The 16,898-nt window shown below is 70.1% G+C and carries 16 protein-coding genes and 4 pseudogenes; 15 read left to right on the top strand and 5 right to left on the bottom strand.

The genetic code is table 11. The features are described 5' to 3' along the window. Positions 1–229, top strand: a pseudogene (locus H596_RS24215) (IS110 family transposase); the annotation flags it as partial. A gap of 207 nt (positions 230–436) precedes the next feature. Here H596_RS24215 and H596_RS0116560 read toward each other — a convergent pair. Further along, complete coding sequence (locus H596_RS0116560) at positions 437–745, bottom strand: hypothetical protein (protein ID WP_027285826.1); 309 nt, start codon at positions 743–745, stop codon at positions 437–439. Positions 746–1,144: 399 nt separating this feature from the next. Here H596_RS0116560 and H596_RS0116555 point away from each other — a divergent pair, with 399 nt between their 5' ends. From H596_RS0116555 to H596_RS22110, 12 genes and pseudogenes are all read left to right on the top strand, one after another. Continuing rightward, complete coding sequence (locus H596_RS0116555) at positions 1,145–1,468, top strand: YdcH family protein (RefSeq protein WP_169579884.1); 324 nt, start codon at positions 1,145–1,147, stop codon at positions 1,466–1,468. A 103-nt stretch (positions 1,469–1,571) separates the two neighbouring features. Continuing rightward, on the top strand, positions 1,572–2,300 hold the full coding sequence (locus H596_RS0116550; RefSeq protein WP_027285824.1) for a Crp/Fnr family transcriptional regulator: 729 nt from the start codon (positions 1,572–1,574) through the stop codon (positions 2,298–2,300). Between the two features lie 240 nt (positions 2,301–2,540). Next, positions 2,541–2,972 (top strand): annotated as a pseudogene (locus tag H596_RS22125) (IS3-like element ISMtsp5 family transposase); the annotation flags it as partial. A 2-nt stretch (positions 2,973–2,974) separates the two neighbouring features. Then, entirely contained in the window at positions 2,975–4,267 is a 1,293-nt protein-coding gene (locus H596_RS0116540) for an MgtC/SapB family protein (RefSeq protein ID WP_037301838.1), read from the top strand. A gap of 691 nt (positions 4,268–4,958) precedes the next feature. Continuing rightward, positions 4,959–5,456: a Na+/H+ antiporter subunit E gene (locus tag H596_RS22120; RefSeq protein ID WP_037301836.1), complete on the top strand. Its 498-nt coding sequence runs from the start codon at positions 4,959–4,961 to the stop codon at positions 5,454–5,456. Further along, positions 5,449–5,727 carry an MrpF/PhaF family protein gene (locus H596_RS0116530; protein ID WP_027285822.1) on the top strand — a complete coding sequence of 93 codons (279 nt, stop codon included), beginning with the start codon at positions 5,449–5,451 and terminating at the stop codon, positions 5,725–5,727. Before H596_RS22120 ends, H596_RS0116530 begins: the two co-directional genes overlap by 8 nt. Beyond that, complete coding sequence (locus tag H596_RS0116525; protein ID WP_027285821.1) at positions 5,724–6,035, top strand: cation:proton antiporter; 312 nt, start codon at positions 5,724–5,726, stop codon at positions 6,033–6,035. The genes H596_RS0116530 and H596_RS0116525 overlap by 4 nt, the downstream gene beginning before the upstream one ends. Beyond that, a complete protein-coding gene (locus H596_RS0116520) occupies positions 6,032–7,006 on the top strand; it encodes a hydrogenase subunit MbhD domain-containing protein (RefSeq protein WP_027285820.1) in 975 nt (324 codons plus the stop codon). Before H596_RS0116525 ends, H596_RS0116520 begins: the two co-directional genes overlap by 4 nt. Continuing rightward, positions 6,978–7,334: an NADH-quinone oxidoreductase subunit K gene (locus tag H596_RS0116515; protein WP_211225309.1), complete on the top strand. Its 357-nt coding sequence runs from the start codon at positions 6,978–6,980 to the stop codon at positions 7,332–7,334. The genes H596_RS0116520 and H596_RS0116515 overlap by 29 nt, the downstream gene beginning before the upstream one ends. Further along, positions 7,331–8,773 carry a complex I subunit 5 family protein gene (locus H596_RS22115; RefSeq protein WP_051213290.1) on the top strand — a complete coding sequence of 481 codons (1,443 nt, stop codon included), beginning with the start codon at positions 7,331–7,333 and terminating at the stop codon, positions 8,771–8,773. Before H596_RS0116515 ends, H596_RS22115 begins: the two co-directional genes overlap by 4 nt. Continuing rightward, entirely contained in the window at positions 8,770–10,245 is a 1,476-nt protein-coding gene (locus H596_RS0116505) for a complex I subunit 5 family protein (RefSeq protein WP_211225308.1), read from the top strand. The genes H596_RS22115 and H596_RS0116505 overlap by 4 nt, the downstream gene beginning before the upstream one ends. Beyond that, a complete protein-coding gene (locus tag H596_RS22110; RefSeq protein WP_051213288.1) occupies positions 10,242–11,930 on the top strand; it encodes a complex I subunit 5 family protein in 1,689 nt (562 codons plus the stop codon). Before H596_RS0116505 ends, H596_RS22110 begins: the two co-directional genes overlap by 4 nt. Before the next feature lie 262 nt (positions 11,931–12,192). Here H596_RS22110 and tnpC read toward each other — a convergent pair. Continuing rightward, positions 12,193–13,335, bottom strand: a pseudogene (gene tnpC, locus H596_RS22105) (IS66 family transposase); the annotation flags it as partial. Between the two features lie 383 nt (positions 13,336–13,718). Between tnpC and H596_RS24435 the strand changes: the two are divergent. Together H596_RS24435 and H596_RS24430 are read left to right on the top strand one after the other, a co-directional pair. Then, entirely contained in the window at positions 13,719–14,750 is a 1,032-nt protein-coding gene (locus H596_RS24435) for a recombinase family protein (protein WP_211225307.1), read from the top strand. A gap of 84 nt (positions 14,751–14,834) precedes the next feature. After that, positions 14,835–15,797: a hypothetical protein gene (locus H596_RS24430; RefSeq protein WP_211225306.1), complete on the top strand. Its 963-nt coding sequence runs from the start codon at positions 14,835–14,837 to the stop codon at positions 15,795–15,797. An 8-nt stretch (positions 15,798–15,805) separates the two neighbouring features. Here the strand turns inward: H596_RS24430 and H596_RS24690 are convergent, their stop codons facing one another. The 3 genes and pseudogenes from H596_RS24690 to tnpA form a co-directional block, all read right to left on the bottom strand. Further along, positions 15,806–16,039 carry an IS66 family transposase gene (locus tag H596_RS24690; RefSeq protein WP_027285816.1) on the bottom strand — a complete coding sequence of 78 codons (234 nt, stop codon included), beginning with the start codon at positions 16,037–16,039 and terminating at the stop codon, positions 15,806–15,808. Positions 16,040–16,080: 41 nt separating this feature from the next. Next, positions 16,081–16,365, bottom strand: a pseudogene (gene tnpB, locus H596_RS24685) (IS66 family insertion sequence element accessory protein TnpB); the annotation flags it as partial. Between the two features lie 20 nt (positions 16,366–16,385). Then, on the bottom strand, positions 16,386–16,787 hold the full coding sequence (gene tnpA / locus H596_RS0116475) for an IS66-like element accessory protein TnpA (protein WP_245584043.1): 402 nt from the start codon (positions 16,785–16,787) through the stop codon (positions 16,386–16,388). Between the last annotated feature and the right edge of the window lie 111 nt (positions 16,788–16,898).

Here is a 16,898-nt window from a genome sequence, read left to right as displayed (position 1 = left end):
TCCAACCGCCTGCGCAAGGGCGCGCCCTGGCTCAAGACCACCCTCGTCCAGTGCGCCTGGGCCGCCACCCGCAAGAAGGACAGCTATCTCCGCGCCCAGTTCCACCATCTGCGACAGCGCCGCGGACCGAAAAAAGCCATCTGCGCCGTCGCCGCCTCCATCCTCACCGCCGTCTGGCACATGCTCCAAAACGGAACCTTCTGGCACGATCTCGGACCAAATCACTTCCACCAACGCTCGCCAGAACAGCAGGCACGCCACCTCGCCGCCCAAATCACAAAGCTCGGCTTCAAGTGCTCCCTCGAACCACAAGCCGAGGGAGTTTCTGTCTAGGTCGGCGCCGCGGAAGCGCTCGCGGTGCCGACGCATTCTCACATCATGCGGCGGAATCCACCTCTGGTGATGGCCACCTCTGCGAATCCCCCGGTCACCCGCCTTAGGATCGGAGGCCCTCGAGGAACGGCCGTGCCGCTGCCACGGCTGCTGTGCAGCCCGGTGTCGACTCCGCGACGACTGCAACGCCATCGCGGAAGCCGATCATCACGCCGGCGGCAGTGGTGATCCCCCACCAAGGGTCATCGGCCGCACGAGCAGCGAGTGCCGGCCCGGCCTCGGTGGTGCAGCGCGTCATCTCCGCCACGACGGGCTGAGATGCGCCGGCGGCCTGCAGGCGTGCGCCCCATTCGGCCTGGATCGGATCGATTACGAGGCTGGTCAGGAGCCAAAGGAAGAAGTCGCGGATCATTTCATGGTCTCCAGGTTGTGGGTCTTGGCGGTCTTGCCGAGCCAGCCGGCGAAGGCGTCGAGGATATCCATGAGGGGACCGGGCTCCGCGCGACCGGGCTCCGCGCGAGGGTTAGACGGTCCGACATGATGCAGCTTGGCGCACCAGAGGAGCCCGGGATCCGTCTTGTCGTGGATATCGCCATATCGCCCGCGCCCCGCAACGGCAGACACGCGTGCCGCGTGCTGTTCCGCACGGTCTCGGCCTACGCTCCATTGAACCACGTACCTTCGGTCCGAATGTCATGAGCGTTAGGTCCGGGTAGCCTCTGGTGCCGCGCTCTGATGACGGGGCGGTGCGATGTCGGACCTTCACCTTGCGTGCCCGATCCTCAGGGCACCAAAGACGGAGACGCCGACCATGACCGCCGACGCTCGTCCCCCGACCGCCTCGAGGCCGACCGCCATCACGTGCCACCACCAGGCCCTGCGGGAAGGGTACCGACTGTTTCCCACACGGCTGTCGTTCGAGCGAAGCGCGCCGCAATCCAGCGATAAGCCGCCTCAAGTCTTGGCAAGCCTGACCTGGCTCATGTCGCGGCTCTGGCTTCACCATTCAGTTCTGGAGCGCCGGATCGCGGAGGCGGCGGCGAGACCGCGGCCGGACTCTGCCGCACTCGGCGTCCTTAAGCGCGAGCGCCTGGCCGTGCGCGACCGCATCGCCGCCCTGGAGCGCAGCATCTGAGGGAGCGCCTCCCGTCCTCGCCGCCATCGAGACCACCGCTTCTCGGTGGCGCGAAAGGCCATCGCACGGAATACTACCCGCCGCAGCCAGTTAAGGAACCGCGGTGGACAAGGAACGCCTCGCGCCGGGCCTCGGACGACTTGCCTTCTTCAGGGAGGCGGACGCCGCGACGCTCGCCCGTGCGGAGGCTGCGTCGCGGGTCGTGGAAGTCGCTGCCGGCGAGCTGGTGCTCGACTTCGACTGCCCCTCCACCGAGGTGCGCGTGGTCCTGCGTGGCGGGCCGCTGCGGGTCCTCATGCGATCGAGCGGGGGGCGGGAGAAGATCGTGGCCGAGGTGGGCCCGGGCGCCTTCGTGGGCGAGCTGGCGGCCTTCGCGGGCCCCGCCGTTTCCCCTTCGGCTGGCATTCACGCCCTCCATCGCGCGGTGATTGCGGTGATGCCGGGCGACGCCTTCGTGGAGCTGATCCTGGCTTCGCCACCGCTCGGGCGGCGGCTGATCGCGGTGCTGGCGGAGCGGGTGCGGAGCCAGAATCGACGCCTACTCGAATACGCCGTGCTGCCGACGCGGCAGCGACTCTGCGCCGAGTTGCTTCGTCTTGCGCGGCCTCGCCCGCCGGAGGCAGGAGGCGGCCTTGCAATCTCACCGCCGCCGACCCGGCCCGAACTCGCGTCGCGGATCGGGGCGCGACGCGAGGCGGTGTCGCGTGAATTGGCGGACCTCGTCCGTCTCGGCCGCCTCCGGGTCGGGCCACGCGCCATTGTCCTGCTGAATGAGGCGGCGATTCGGGCCGACGTCGAGGCAGCGATGGAGGCGGCGAAGCGCCTGGGCTGAGAGCGCCTCCTGGACAAGTGTGACGCAGCGTGAGAGCCATTCGGCGAGGGGCCGAGCATGAGGCGGATCATGGCCATGCGCACAAAGCCTATGTGCGATGTTGCACGGCTACTCGGAGCCGAGGACGGCGCGCCGAGGCGGTCGATCGACTGATCGCGCGGGACCGCCTTTCGTTGCGTAGGCGGACGATATTCGCCGGAGGGATAGATCATGGTGGCGAACGAGACGGTGCGGCCGGGGGTGCCGCGCGTGATGCACGAGCACGATCTGTTCGCCCTGGCGCGGAGCGGCGTGCCACGCGGGCTGCGGAGCCACGGCGGCGCCACCATGCCGGAGATGGTGGACATCCTCTGGGGCAACGGCCTGACCACCACGATCACCGGCGGAGGGCAGGTCGCGGTGTTCGTCGCCGTCGGTCACCGCTCAGCCGAGCGCGGTGGCGTCCAAGCCGCGTCGCGCGCCACCCGCTTCGAGACTCTCGAACCGATCCGCCATGGCGTGCGCTGCCACTTCGGCGGCTTCGCCGAGGTGTCGCTCGCGGCCTCACGCTTCGCCACGACCACCCCAGCCGGTCCATGGCCGACGACTTCCATCAGGATTTCTGCCCCCCCCGGGATCGGGCGCTCGCCCGCCTTCGTCCGCGCACCCGAGGGTAACGTCTGCCAGGCCCGCCGATGAACCAGGAGGCGCTGATCCTGTTCAACCTCGCCGAAGCGCTTGGGATCGGCCTCCTGATCGGGGCCGAGCGCGAGCGGCGCATGTCGTCCGACGTCAAGTCTTTGGCCGGGATCCGAACATTTGCCATCACGGCGCTTTTGGGCGCCATTGCGCAGCAGGCCGGCGGTGTCATCCTGCTGGCCACCGCCATCATCAGCATCCTGCTGCTGGCTGGGCTGGCCTACTGGCGCGACAAGTCAGAAAACATCGGCCTGACCACCGAGGTCGCCTTGGTGATGACCGTGCTGCTGGGCGGGCTTTCGGTGACACATCCCGTGGTGGCCGCCGGGGCCGGCGTCGTGGTGGCGGTGCTCCTGGCGTCGCGGGCTTTTCTACACGGCTTCGTGCGGTCAGTCATGACCGAGCAGGAATTGCGCGATGGGCTCATGCTTGCGGCCGCGACCCTCGTGGTGCTGCCGATCCTCCCAAACCGGACCTTCGGCCCGTACGGCGTGCTGAACCCCTATCTGATGTGGTCGGTGGTGATCATGGTCATGGTCATCGCCGCAGCCGGCCATGTGGCGGTGCGGCTCTACGGGGCGCAACACGGACTGGCGCTGACCGGTTTCGCCTCGGGTTTCGTCTCCAGCACGGCGACCATCCGTGACATGGCCCGGCGGACGCGCTCGGCACCTGCGCAGATGCGGGGGGCGGCCGCGGGGGCCTGTCTGTCCTCGCTCTCGACGGTCGTCACGATGTCGGTGGTGCTGGCGGCGGCCAGCGTGGCCACGCTGAACGCGATGGCGCTGCCACTGCTGGCCGGGGGTCTGGCGGCAGTCCTTTATGCCGCGCCATGGACGATTGCGGCCTTGCGAGCGCCGCCGGTCTGCGCTGAGAACCCTCCGCCAGACCAGGGCGCCACCCCGGTCGTGCAGCCGCGCGTGATCAGCCTGACCGGGGCGCTGGCCTTTTCGGCGGCCCTGGCCGGGATCATGCTGGCGTCCACCGCCGTGCAGCAGGAGTTCGGGCTGAATGCCATGATCGCGGCCGCCGCGCTGGCCGGCATCGTCAACACGCAATCGGCGGCAATCTCGGTCGCGCTGATGGTCGGGGCGGGCCAGATCGCGCCGCAGGAGGCGGTGCTGCCGATCCTTGCGGCGATCAGCACCAACACCGGTGCCCGGGTCGTCCTGGCCGTGACGCTCGGGCGCGGCGGCTTTGCCGGCCGGGTGGTGCCTGGGCTCATTCTTGGCCTGGCGGCGGCCTGGGCGGCGTTCCTGCTGCCGGTTCCGGCGGCGCTGCCCGGATGACCCGCCAGCCGCCCGAGGCCGGAGGCGGGTCCGTCGCGAAACGGTCCGGCCTCGCGGGGATGCCGCCGCGAGGGCAGCTCGACTTCCGCTTCCCGTCCCTGGTCGGCCCGGCGCCTGCCCGAGATGGGTTCCCCGTGCAGTCTGGCCGTCATGCCCGGGTGTGGGCCGGTCGAACCTGCCGATCCTGGCCCCCATCGCATCAGCAACCCGAACCTCGCTCTGGATCGCGTCGGATCCTTGCGGGGCATCGGGCATGAATGCGATGGGCATGTCGGCAGGACCATACGCGGCGTCTGCCCGCCCGGCGGCGCGCGGCGATGGCCCTCCGCCGCCGCGGGAACGCGACAGCCGCCCCTGCCGTGACGATGGTCGCTGCGACGACGGCAACGATCCGGGCCGCCGCAAGCGCAAGCCGATGCCGAGTGGCCCGTTCGACCTCTGATTGTCGCGACCGGCGGCCGACCCGCTGCGTCGCGATGGCGCGCAAGGTCCTGGTGGTCGCCGGCCGCCATCGGCGGCCCGGGACGCTATTGCGGCATCCGCCTGGCGCGGTATGTTGTGCCGCTCTCGGTCGGGTGGCCCGTCCGCGGGGAGGTAAGCGCTGCCCACGGGCGATTATTAGTTCTCCGGTCGCCGCAACCTCGCAAAGCAATTGTCATCCAACCGGGCAAACATAAGGTATTCGAAGTTGATGCGCCTTGCCTCAGTGCTGAACCGGTCGGTGATTTTCGCGCTGCTCTGGGTCACCTTGACGGGTGGGGCGGCGGATGCGCTGATCTACGGGGGGGTTGCGGTTCCCGCCGCGACGCTGCTCAGTCTGCGATTGTATCCCGTGGACCAGCCTGGCGTCGTCCTCTGGCGGGTGGCAGGGTTCATGCCGCGTTTCCTGGCGCAGGCCTTCATGGGCGGGCTTGATGTCGCGCGGCGTGCCCTCGACCCCCGCCTGCCGATCGCGCCTGGCTGGGTGCGCGCTGAACTCACCAACCGGAATGAAGCGGCCGGTGTGCTGCTGGGCGGGGTGGTCAGCATCCTGCCCGGAAGCCTCGCGGCGGGATCCGGCGACGCGGCGATGGACGTCCACCTTCTGAACGTCACGGGATACTCTGCCGACAGGATGCAGGCCGATGAACGCCGGATTCTTGGCCTGTTCGACCGGCGCATTGACAGCCAGGATGTCGCGAATGGCTGACTGGTTTACGCTTGCGGCCGTCTTCCTGCTTCTGAGCGTCGCGGTCGCGCTGGGGCGCTGCTGGCGCGGCCCCGGTCCGGTGGAGCGGATCATGGCCGCCCAACTGGCCGGCACCGGAGTGATCGGCGTGGCGGTGGTCCTCGGCGCGGCGCGGCGCGATGCGGCGATGCTGGACGCGGCGCTGATCGGCACGCTGCTGGCCGCCGTCGCGGTGACCGCCTTCGCGCGCAGCGCCGCCAAGCCCGGCGACCGGCCGGAGGGCAGGGGATGAGCTGGATCGATCTGGCGGTTCTGGCGCTGCTGGGCACGGGGCTGGCCTTCTATGGGGCAGGCTCGCTGGGTCTCCTGCGCTTTCCTGACACCGCCTCGCGTTTGCATGCGCTGACCAAGGCCGACAACCTCGGGCTCGGGCTGGTGGCGCTGGCGGCGGCGCTCCACTGGGGTTCGCTGGCAGTGGCCGCCAAGATCGCGCTGGTCTGGCTGTTCGCGGTGATCGCGGCCGGCATCACCTCTCAACTGCTGGCCCGGCAGGCCCGCTTGGACGGGACCCGCAGCCATCCGGACGGCGACCGGCCTTGACCGCTGCCTTCGACATCATCCTGTGCCTGTTGATCCTCGGTACGGCGGGCATCGCGCTTTTCGTGCGCGACGCGCTGGCGGCCATCGCCTTCTTCATCGCCTTCGGCAACCTCCTGGGTCTGGCCTGGCTGGGGCTCGATGCGGTCAACGTGGCGCTGGCCGAGATCGCCCTCGGCGCCGGGGTCACCGGGGTCCTTCTGATCCTGGCCCGGGCGCGGCTTCTGGCGCTGGGCGATGACGCGACCTGCGCCGATACGTCCGCGTGGCTGCGGGTGGGCGCCCTTGCGGCCTGCGGGGGCTTCGTGCTGCTGCTGGCCGCGGCGGTGCTGTCGATCCCGCCGGAAAGCGGGCTTGACCGCGCGATCACACCGCTGATGCCGGCGCTTGGCATCGAGAACCGGGTGACCGGTGTCCTGCTGGCCTTTCGCGCCTATGACACGCTCCTGGAAAGCTTCGTGCTGCTGGGCGCGCTGGTCGCGGTCTGGTCGTTGGCGCCCGCCGGGGTCTGGCCGGGCCGTCCGGCTGATCTCGGCATGGCCGATGGGCCGATGCGCCGGGTGGCCGGCAGTTTCGCGCGGTTTCTGCTGCCGGTGGCGCTGGTGATGGCGACATATCTGGTCTGGGCCGGATCGGACGTGCCGGGCGGAGCCTTTCAGGCCGGCACCGTTCTTGCGGGCGGGCTGATAGTGTCGGCGATAGGCGGCGCGATCGGCCTGCCGCGCAGCGACCTTCCTGGGCTGCGGGTGGCGCTGGTCCTGGGACCGCTGGTGTTTCTGCTGATCGGTCTGGCCGGAACGGGGTTCGGAGGCTTTCTGGTCTATCCTGAGGGATTGGCCAAGGCGGCGATGCTTTCGATCGAATACTCGCTGTTCCTTTCGATCGGGGCCACGCTGGCGCTGCTGGTGACAGGGCCCAATGTCATCGGGTTGGCGGACCCGGCTGGTGGCACCGAAAGGAAAAGCGATTGCTGAGGCCGAGTTCATGGTGACGGGGCATGTTTACGCCCTGACGGGCGCGGTCCTGACCGGACTGGGTCTTTTTGCCTTCATCACCCTGCGCCATCCGTTGCGCCAGCTTCTTGCGATCAATGTGGTCGGGGCAGGCATCTTCCTGATCCTGGGCGGGCTGGGCCGAGGGCCCGACGCGACCGATCCATTCCCGCAGGCGCTGGTGATCACCGGGATCGTCGTGGCCGTTGCGCTGACCGCCTTCGGCGCGGCAATGATCGTGCGGCTGGCCGAGGCGCGCGCGGCGACGAAAGCCGCCACCCGCCCCGACGGCGGAAAGCCCGGGCCATGAGCCCGCTTGACCTTCTGGTGGCGGTGCCGCTCGGATTCATGCTGGCCACCCTGCTGGCGGGGCGGGCCGCGCGCTGGCTGATCCTGCTGGCGGTGCCCGCGATGGCGGGGCTGGCGTTCTGGCTGGTGCTGGTGTCGCCCGATGCGGCCTATCTGATCGGTCACTGGGACTTGCCCTTGGGCATCCTTTTGCGCCCCGATGGGGTAGCGCGGCTTATGGTGGCGGCCACGGCGCTGGTGATCGGCGCGGTCGGCCTGCACGCGCTGGTCGATCCGCCCGAAAAGGCCGGCAACGCAGCCCAGGCCGAGACCTTCTGGCCGCTGATCTATCTGCTCTGGGCGGGGGCGAATGCGGGCTTTCTGACCACCGATCTGTTCAACCTCTATGTCACGCTGGAGATGGTCAGCCTGGCCGCCGTGGCGCTGGCGGCGATGGGCTCGCTGGAGGCGGCGCTGCGCTATTTCATGATCGCGCTGGTCGGCTCGCTGGCCTACCTCCTGGGAGTGGCGCTTCTGGTGGCGCGTTACAACACCGTGGACGTCACCCTGCTTTCGCAGGTCGCACAGCCCGATCTGGCGACGATGCTGGCGCTGGGGCTGATGACGGCGGGACTTCTGATCAAGGCCGCGCTTTTTCCGATGCATGGCTGGCTGCCGCCCGCCCACGCCGCCGCCCCCGCCCCGGCCAGCGCGCTGCTGTCGGCGATCGCGGTCAAGCTGGGATTTGTCATCCTGCTGCGGCTCTGGTTTGAGGCCTTTCCGGCCGTCACCGGCCAGCCCGCGCTGCATGTGCTGGGCGGGGCGGGGGCGCTGGCGGTGATATACGGCTCGGTCCAGGCGATGCGGCAGCAACGGCTGAAGGCGCTGGTGGCCTATTCGACGGTGGCGCAGGTCGGCTACCTGTTCCTGGCCTTTCCGCTGGTCGCAGGCGCGCCGGACCCGTCCGGTGCCTGGGCCGGGATGATGATGCATGCGGTGGCGCACATGCTGGCCAAGGCGTCGATGTTTCTTGCCGCGGGCCTGATGCTGAAGGCCGCCGCCGGCCACAGGATCGGCGATCTGGGCGGGCTGGCGCAGGCGATGCCGATGACGGTGACCTCCTTCGGCTTGGCAGCGGTGTCGCTGATGGGGTTGCCGCCCTCGGGCGGGTTCACCGGCAAGTTCCTGCTTCTGAACGCGGCGATCGCGCAGGGCGCCTTCCTTTATGCCGGAGTAATGATTCTGGGCGGTCTGCTTGCGGCGGTCTATTTCTTCCGGGCGCTCTCGGCCTGCTTTGGCGCCGGGCCGGCGCCGCGTGAGCCTGCGATTCGCGGGGTGTGCACGGCGGCGCCGCTGGTGCTGGCGGGGCTGGCCATCGTCATAGGTTTCGCCGGCAGCGCGCTGGACACTCTGTCGGCGATTGCCGCGCCCTGGGCCGCCCCGGGCGTGGCCGCGCCATGATGACCTTCGCGCCGCTTCTGCTGGTCCTGCTGCCGGTCGTCGCCGCTCTGGTCAGCTTTGCCCTGCCCGAGCGTCTCTCGGCGTGGCGCAATGGGGCGAACATCGGCGTGGCCTTCGTGAAGCTCCTGGTGGTGGCATACCTGCTGTTGCAGGCGCAGGCGGGCGTGGTGTTCGAATGGCGCTATGAGTTCCTGCCGGGCTACGATTTCGTGCTGCGGCTGGACCCGCTGGCTCTGCTGTTCGTGACGCTTTCGGTGTTTCTGTGGCTGCTGACCACGATCTACGCCATCGCCTATTTCGACCGGGGTCCGAACCTGCCGCGCTTCTTCGGCTTCTTCAACCTGTGCGTGCTGGCGGCCACCGGTGTGGCGATGTCGGGCACCGCGATCACCTTCTTCCTGTTCTACGAACTGCTGACGCTGGCGACCTGGCCGCTGGTGACACACCGGGGTGACGACAAGTCGCTGCGCGCGGGGCAGACCTATCTGACCTACACGCTTGCCGGCAGCGTCACCTTCCTGGCCGGGATCCTGTGGCTGCAATCGCTGGTCGGCGCGATCGAGTTTTCCGCCCCCGCCAATCTGGGCGCCATCCCGCCCCTGACCCTGACGCTGATCTTCATCCTGTGTATCGGCGGGCTGGGGGTCAAAGCGGCGATCATCCCCTTCCATGGCTGGCTGCCCGAGGCGATGGCCGCCCCCGCCCCCGTCAGCGCGCTCCTGCACGCCGTCGCGGTGGTCAAGGCCGGGGCCTTCGGCATCGTGCGCGTGATCTACGATGTCTACGGCATCGGCACCGTGGCCGAACTGGGCCTGGGTGTGCCACTGGCCGCCCTTGCGTCGGCGACGATCCTCTACGGTTCCGCGCGGGCGCTGATGCAGAGCGACCTCAAGAAGCGGCTGGCCTATTCCACCGTCAGCCAGGTCAGCTACATCGTCCTGGGTGCCAGCCTGGTTGGGCCCTTCGCGGTGATCGGCGGGCTGGTGCATCTGGTGCATCAGGGCATCATGAAGATCACGCTGTTTATGTGTGCTGGCGCGCTTGCCAACAGGATGGGGATCACGGCGATCGCCGAGCTGGACGGCGCGGGCCGGCTGATGCCGGCGACGATGGCGGCGTTCTCGGTCGGGGCGCTGGGAATGATCGGGATGCCGCCGGTGGCCGGCTTCATCTCGAAATGGTATCTCGGGGTCGGGGCGTTGCAGTCGGATGCGGCCTGGGCGGTCGCGGTGCTGGCGGGCTCGTCGCTGCTGAACGCCGCCTATTTCCTGCCGCTGCTGTACCGCGCATGGCTGCTGCCGCCGCCCCCCGGCCGGCCCGCCATCGCCGAGCTGGCCACCACCCGCGACCGGATGCTGATCCTGCCCGCTGTGGTGACGGCGGTGGTGTCGCTGGGGGCTGGCATCTTCGCCTCGCTGTCCTTCAGCCCGCTCGGCTGGGCCACGCTGGTCGGACAGGGCTATCTGCGATGACCGCCGATCCGACGGTGCTTTTGCCGCTGGCCGTACTCTGGCCGATGCTCCTGGCGGGGCTGGCCCTGCTGCCGGGCTGGGGGCCGCGCATGGTGCTGCTGCTGCCGCTTGGCCCACTGCCGGCCTTGGCGGCGGCCCTCGTCGCATCGCGCGACGTTCCCGTCGCGCTGCCGGGGGTGCTGCTGGACAGCGGCCTGGAGCTGGGCGCAACCGGCGCGCTGTTTCTCGGCGGTGCGGCGACGCTGTGGTTCTGGGCCGGGGTGTATGCCGCCTTCTACATGCGGCACGACGGGCGGCCCGCCGCCTTCGCGCTGTTCTGGAACCTGGTCCTGGCCGGCAATCTCGGCGTCTTTATCGCCGGCGACATCGTCACCTTCTACGTGTTCTTCGCGCTGGTCTCGCTTCTGGCGTATCCGCTGGTGATCCATGACCGCCAGCCCGCCTCCATGCGGGCGGGGACGGTCTATCTGGTGCTCGCTGTCTGCGGCGAGGTGGCGATCCTGGTCGGGCTGATGCTGGCCTCGTTCGGGGCGGGCGGCGCCATAGGCATCGAGGCGGTTCGCGCGGGCCTTGCCCTGCCTTCGGCGCATCCCGCGGCGGTGCCATTGCTGATCGCGGGCTTCGGGATCAAGGCCGGGCTGATGCCCCTGCATGTCTGGCTGCCGGTGGCGCATCCGGCCGCGCCGGTGCCGGCCTCGGCCGTGCTGTCGGGCTCCATCGTCAAAGCCGGGATTTTCGGGCTTGTGGCCTTCCTGCCGCTGGGTATGCCGACGGCGGTCGCGGGCAATGTCCTGATGATCCTGGGCTTTTCCGGCCTCTTCCTCGCGGCGCTGATGGGGCTGGCGCAGGCCGGCGCCAAGGCGGTGCTGGCCTATTCTACGGTCAGCCAGATGGGCCTGGTCATGGGGGTTCTGGGCTTTGCCCTGGCCGAAGGCAGCGCGCCGGCGGCCGTGCTGCCGGCGGTGGCGTTGTTCGCGCTGCATCACGGGCTGGCCAAGGGGGCGCTGTTCCTGGGCGTCGGGCTGGCGCCGGTCTGCGGGCGGGCCTGGCGCTGGGGGCTTCTGGGGGGGATGGCGGTGCTGGGCTTGTCGCTGGCCGGGATGCAGCTACTGGCCGGGGCGCTGGTCAAGTCAGCGCTCAAGGACCAGGCCGGAGCCTTCGGGGCCACGCTGATCGGCCTCTCGGCGCTAACCACGGCGCTGGCGATGGCGCGCTGTCTGGCGGTGCTGCCAAGGGCGAAATCGCGCTGCCGCCCGCCGCTGCTGATGGCCCTGCCGTTCCTCGCCCTGTCCGGGGCGGCGCTGTGGCTGCCCTGGCTTCTGTACGCCAGGATCACCGGCACGATCCCGCTGACCGCAGACCTGCGGTCGCTGATCTTCGAGGCCTGGCCGCTGGGGCTTGCGGCGCTGTTGATTGCGGGCGCGGTCGCGGTCGGGCTGAAGGCGCCCGGCCTGTCAGCAGGCGATGCGCTTGGCCCGGTGCAACGCTGGATGGCGGCCCTGAGCGCTGCGGCAAGGGCCGCCGAGCGTGCCGGGTCACGGTCGCTGCGCCGATCGCGCCCGAAGCCGCAAACCGTCATCGGCGAGGATCTGGACCGGATCGAGGACGTTTTCCGCGAAGGCGCCGCCGCCGCCATCCTGGTATTGGCCATCGCGGGGGCGGTCGTCGCCGCCAGCCTGATCTAGCAGGCTGCGGAAATTCGCGGCCAAGGGCTTGGTTTTCCCGGCCGGCGCAGTTTCTGCGAGGTGCTTGGCGGACCGATGGGCGTGGTTTTCGGTGGCCAACCGCCGCGAACTGCCGCGTTGAGGCTCGTTGCGGCGCCAGTCAGGCAGGCGCCTCCAACAGCTTCGGCAGCCGGACGAGGTTGTAGGCGGCGACGCGGAGCGTGAAGCTCCATCCGACCGTAAGCGTGCGCTGACGGCTACGGCGTCGGCGGCTTGACGGTGATCAGGCTGTGTCGGGCCGCAGGTTCCAAGGCGCGAGATCGCCGATGCGATTGATCGGGTGATCGGCGATGCGGTCGAGCAGGACGCGGAGATACGCCTGCGGATCCCAGCCGTTGAGCTCCGCGGTGCCGACCAGGGTGTAGATGATCGCGGCCCGCCTGCCGCCCTCGAGTGACCCGGCGAACAGGTAGTTCTTCCGGCCCAGCGCGAGCGGCCGCATCCGCCGCTCGGCGGCGTTGTTGTGCAGGCAGGCGCGGCCGTCGCTCAGCACCGTCGTCAGCGCACCCCACTGCGCCAGGGTGTAGCGGATCGCCTTGGCCAGGTCCGACTTGCCGGAGATCCGCCGCAGCGTCGCCTCCAGCCAGGCGTGCAGGTCGGCCATCACCGGCGCCGAGCGGGCCTCGCGGGCAGCGAGACGCGCCTCCGGTGGCTGGCCGTGGACCTCGGCCTCGATGGCGAACAACGGCTGCATGCGCTCGATCGCCTCGCGCGCGATCGGGCTGCCATTGGCCAACAGCTCGTCGTGGAAGTAGCGCCGCGCATGCGTCCAGCACGCCGCCTCGACCACGCGGCCGCTCTCGTAGAGCGCGTTGAACCCGGAATAGGCGTCGGCCTGCAGGATGCCCTGGAAGTCGCGCAGGCGCCGCTGCGGATGCTCGCCCTTCCGGTCCGGCGTGAACTCGTAGAGCACCGCGGGCGGGTCGGTCCCGCCGAATGGTCGATCGTCGCGGAGATAGGCCCAGAACCGCGCCGCCTGCGTCCTGCCCTTTCCAGGCGAGAGCATCGGCATCGGCGTGTCGTCGGCATGCACCCTGGGCCCTGCCAGGGCATGGCGGCCGATATACGCGGCCATCGGCTCGGCCAGCGCAGCCGACCTGCCGACCCAGCCCGCCAGCAGCCCGCGCGGCAGGTCCAGACCGTCGCGGGCGTAGATCTCCGACTGGCGATAGAGCGGGATGTGGTCGCAGTACTTCGAGACCAGCACATGGGCCAGCAGCCCAGGCCCCGGCCTGCCGCGCTCGATCGGCAGCGAGGGCATCGGTGCCTGCGTCATCGCCTCGCAGGTCCGGCAGGAGAACGCGGGGCGGACGTGGCGCACCACCTCGAACCAGCCTGGGCGGTATTCGAGCGACGAGGATCCTTGATGCCCCCGCCGATGCGGTGGGCGGCGCCGAGGCGGGGGATGTCTCGGTGCGCGTCACTGACCCACGCCACCCGCTGTTCGGCAAAGACCTGCCGCTGGTCTCGATGACCGGCTCACGCCTCGCTCGTGGCCACGTCTACGTGAGGCACGGTGGCACGGCGCTGCTGATGATCCCGATCTCCAGCACGAGCCTCCGTGCCGCCCCCGATGCGCCGCGGAGCAAGCTCACGGGCGACGCTGTGGCCTCTCTCCTCGCCCGCGTCCGAGAGATCAGGGAGGCGCTGGCATGCGCGTCCGCCCCGGAGAGGTCTGGTCCCGCCTGTCGGACGCCCGACGCGAGGACGCCCTCGCCGCGCTCGCGTCGGCGCTGCGGGAGGTGAGCGATGCACTCCGATCTCATCACGCCGGCGCACCTGTCGCGGTGCGCCCTGATCTACGTCCGCCAGTCCACGCCGCACCAGGTGCTGGGCAACGGAGAGAGCCTGCGCCTGCAGTACGCGCTCCGGCAGCGCGCCGTTGAACTCGGCTGGCACGCGGCCGACGTCGAGGTGATCGACCAGGACCTCGGCGAGAGCGGCGCGACCGCGGCCAACCGCTCGGGCTTCAAGGAATTGCTCGCCCGCGTCGGCCTCGGCGAGGTCGGCATCGTGCTATCCTACGAGGTTACCCGCCTGACCCGGAACTGCTCGGACTGGTACCCCCTGCTCGACCTGTGCGGGTACCGCCGCTGCCTCATCGCCGACCGGGACGGGGTCTATGATCCCTCGACTGGCAACGGTCGGCTGCTGCTCGGCCTCAAGGGCACGATCTCCGAGGTGGAGATGCACACGCTCCGCGGGCGGCTCACCGCCGGGCTGCTCGCCAAGGCCGGCCGCGGCGACTTGGCGCTGCCACTGCCGGTCGGCCTCGAGCGCGACCCGACGGGGGTGGTCGTCATCACGCCCGACCGCGAGGTGGAGGACCGCATCCGGCTGGTGTTCTCCACCTTCCTCGAGCGCCGCTCGGCCCAAGCGGTGCTGCGGGTGTTGCTGGCTCGCCGGCTCGCCCTGCCCCGGCGCGAGGGGCCACAAGGCGGCCTCTGCTGGCGCGCGCCGACCAAGAACGCGATCTGCAGGATCCTGCGGCAGCCAGCCTATGCGGGCGCGTTCGTCTACGGGCGTACGGCTGCGGCGCGCCCGCCCGACGGCGGCCGCGCCAAGGTCCGCACGCGCCCGCGAGCCGAATGGCGCGTCGTCGTCCGGGACCGCTTTCCCGCCTACATCAGCTGGGAGACGCACGAGGCGATCGTGGCCACGCTGCAGGACAACCACGCCGACTACCGTCGCAAGGGCACGCGGGGCGTGCCGCGCGACGGTGCTGCCCTGCTGCACGGCCTCGTCCACTGCGGGGCCTGCGGCCGCAAGATGACCGTATAGTACCACAACCGGGCGCGCTATATCTGCCGCAGTCTTGAGCAGGACCGTGGCCTGCCGCGATGCCAGAACGTGCTCGCGGCCCCGGTGGACGCGCTGGTGGCCGCGGCGTTCCTCGAAGCCGTGACGCCGGCCGAAGCGGACGCGTTCGAGCGGGCCGAGGTGACGCGAAGCGAGAGCGAGGCGGCGCTCAGGCGCGCGGCCGCCCAACAGGTCGAACGGCTCCGCTACCGGGCGCTCCTGGCGGAACGCCAGTTCGACAAGGTCGATCCGGACAACCGCCTCGTCGCTGCGGAGCTGGAACGCCGCTGGGAGGCCGCTCTTTGCGAGTTGCGCGCAGCCGAGACGGCGTTGGCCGCGCAGGAGCGGGCGGGAGGCGACCCCGAGGCGGCGGAGGGCCCGACGATCGCCGCATCCTCCACACTGCGGATGCAGTTGCTGGAGATCCAGCGGAGCCTGCCGCCGCTCTGGGCAGACCCGAGGCTCACGCCCGCACAGCGCAAGGCGCTGCTGCGGTGCCTCATCGAGAAGGTGGTGCTGGAGCGCACGGCGGCGGACCGGGTGAACCTCCGGATCGTCTGGTGCGGCGGCGACTGGAGCGACCTGGTGGCCGACACCGGCGGGCACGCCCTGCGCGAGCTGTCCGGCATCGCCGAGATCGAGAGGTGCGTCGCGGCGATGGCGAGGTCCGGGGCGTCGGATGCCGACATTGCCGCGGCGCTCAACGAGCGCGGCTACCGCCTGGCCCACGGCCGTCCGGTGCTGGTGAACACCGTCCGCAAGCTGCGCCTCGCCCAGGGCATCCGATACCGGCCGGAGTTCCGCCGTCGGGTCAAGGGAGCGCTGACGCTGCCTCAGCTCGCCGAAGCCGTCGGCGTCTCGGCGGCGTGGATCCACCACCGGATCCGCACGGGCAGGATCACCGTCACCCACGGCTCGAAGTACCGGCTCTACCTGTTCCCCGACGAACCGGCGACCATCAACGTGCTCCGGCAGCTTGTCCGGGGAGAGCTGCGCCATATCGATCTCTCGACCCGCCAACGGGATTGAGGAGGGCATCAATATGCCAAATCGAGGATCTCGGTGACGTCCTCGCCCACCTTGCGCAGCGCGCCGCCACAGGCGCGGCAGGTGCAGCCCTCGGCGGGCAGGTGCTCGACATCGCGTCGCGGCAGGCTGTCCGGCAGCGGCTTGCGGCCGCGGCGCCGTGCCTTCTCCTCCGGCACCTTGACGCTGGGCGTCTCGTCCTCGGCGTCGTCCATGCCGCCCGTCGCGGCAATGTCGGCCAGCACCTCGTCGAGCCGCAGTTCGAGTTGCTCGACCTCGCCCGCCAGTCCAGGCCTTCCAGCAGCATCGCCAACTGCGCCGTCGTCAGCGTCACCACACCCTCGCGCGCGATCGTCGGCCAGATGAACCGGCCCTTCTCGAGGCGCTTGGCCAGCAGCACCAGGCCCTGGCCATCCCACCACAGCGCCTTCAACAGATCGCCGCGCCTGCCGCGGAACAGGAACAGGTGGCCGGAGAACGGGTCGGCCTTCAGCACCGTCTGCACCTGCGCGGCCAAGCCGTCGAAGCCCTTACGCATGTCCGTCGCGCCGAGCGCGAGGTGCACGCGCATACCGGCATGCAGCGCCAGCATCAGCCGTCCAGCACCGCCGCCAGCCGACCCAGCACCTCCGGCGCGATCGCCTCCGAGACCCGCAGCACGCGGCCGTTCGGCAGTATCACCTCAACCATCGCCGCCGACTTGCCCGCGCGCTCGGCCGACCGGCGCGACGGCACCGGCGGGCTGGCGCTCTCCTTGCGTGGCGGGTTATCCACGATGCGGATCGGCACCAGCTTCCTGGCCGTGTCCGCGCGCACCACGCCTGGCATCGTCCCCTCGCGGACCTGGCGACGCCACTCGAACAGCAGGCTCCGGCTCATCCCGTGCCGGTCCGCCACCGCCGCGACCGACGCGCCAGGCCGCGACACCTCCTCCACCAGCGACAGCTTCTGCTCCAGCGTCCAGCGACGACGCCGCGCCACCACGCTGATCACCTCGTCCAACCGACCGTCCGGCAACGACCTTACCCCTAGGCTTAAGGGCGACAGCGGACTTCCGCCTCACCCCGCAGCCAGGCAGGTCAGCCGATCAACGCGCCGCGCCGC

The sequence above is a fragment of the Rubritepida flocculans DSM 14296 genome, from assembly GCF_000425365.1.
GTDB lineage: Bacteria > Pseudomonadota > Alphaproteobacteria > Acetobacterales > Acetobacteraceae > Roseococcus > Roseococcus flocculans.
The sequence above is the reverse complement of the archived record's forward strand: the minus strand, read 5'-3'. Positions and strand labels throughout refer to the sequence as shown.

Coding starts and splice junctions, on each gene's coding strand:
- H596_RS0116525 (WP_027285821.1), top strand. CDS start 5,724: ATGAGCTGGATCGATCTGGCGGTTCTGGCGCTGCTGGGCACGGGGCTG.
- H596_RS24435 (WP_211225307.1), top strand. CDS start 13,719: ATGCACTCCGATCTCATCACGCCGGCGCACCTGTCGCGGTGCGCCCTG.
- H596_RS22120 (WP_037301836.1), top strand. CDS start 4,959: ATGCGCCTTGCCTCAGTGCTGAACCGGTCGGTGATTTTCGCGCTGCTC.
- H596_RS0116555 (WP_169579884.1), top strand. CDS start 1,145: ATGACCGCCGACGCTCGTCCCCCGACCGCCTCGAGGCCGACCGCCATC.
- H596_RS0116505 (WP_211225308.1), top strand. CDS start 8,770: ATGATGACCTTCGCGCCGCTTCTGCTGGTCCTGCTGCCGGTCGTCGCC.
- H596_RS0116540 (WP_037301838.1), top strand. CDS start 2,975: ATGAACCAGGAGGCGCTGATCCTGTTCAACCTCGCCGAAGCGCTTGGG.
- H596_RS22110 (WP_051213288.1), top strand. CDS start 10,242: ATGACCGCCGATCCGACGGTGCTTTTGCCGCTGGCCGTACTCTGGCCG.
- H596_RS0116560 (WP_027285826.1), bottom strand. CDS start 745: ATGATCCGCGACTTCTTCCTTTGGCTCCTGACCAGCCTCGTAATCGAT.
- H596_RS0116530 (WP_027285822.1), top strand. CDS start 5,449: ATGGCTGACTGGTTTACGCTTGCGGCCGTCTTCCTGCTTCTGAGCGTC.
- H596_RS22115 (WP_051213290.1), top strand. CDS start 7,331: ATGAGCCCGCTTGACCTTCTGGTGGCGGTGCCGCTCGGATTCATGCTG.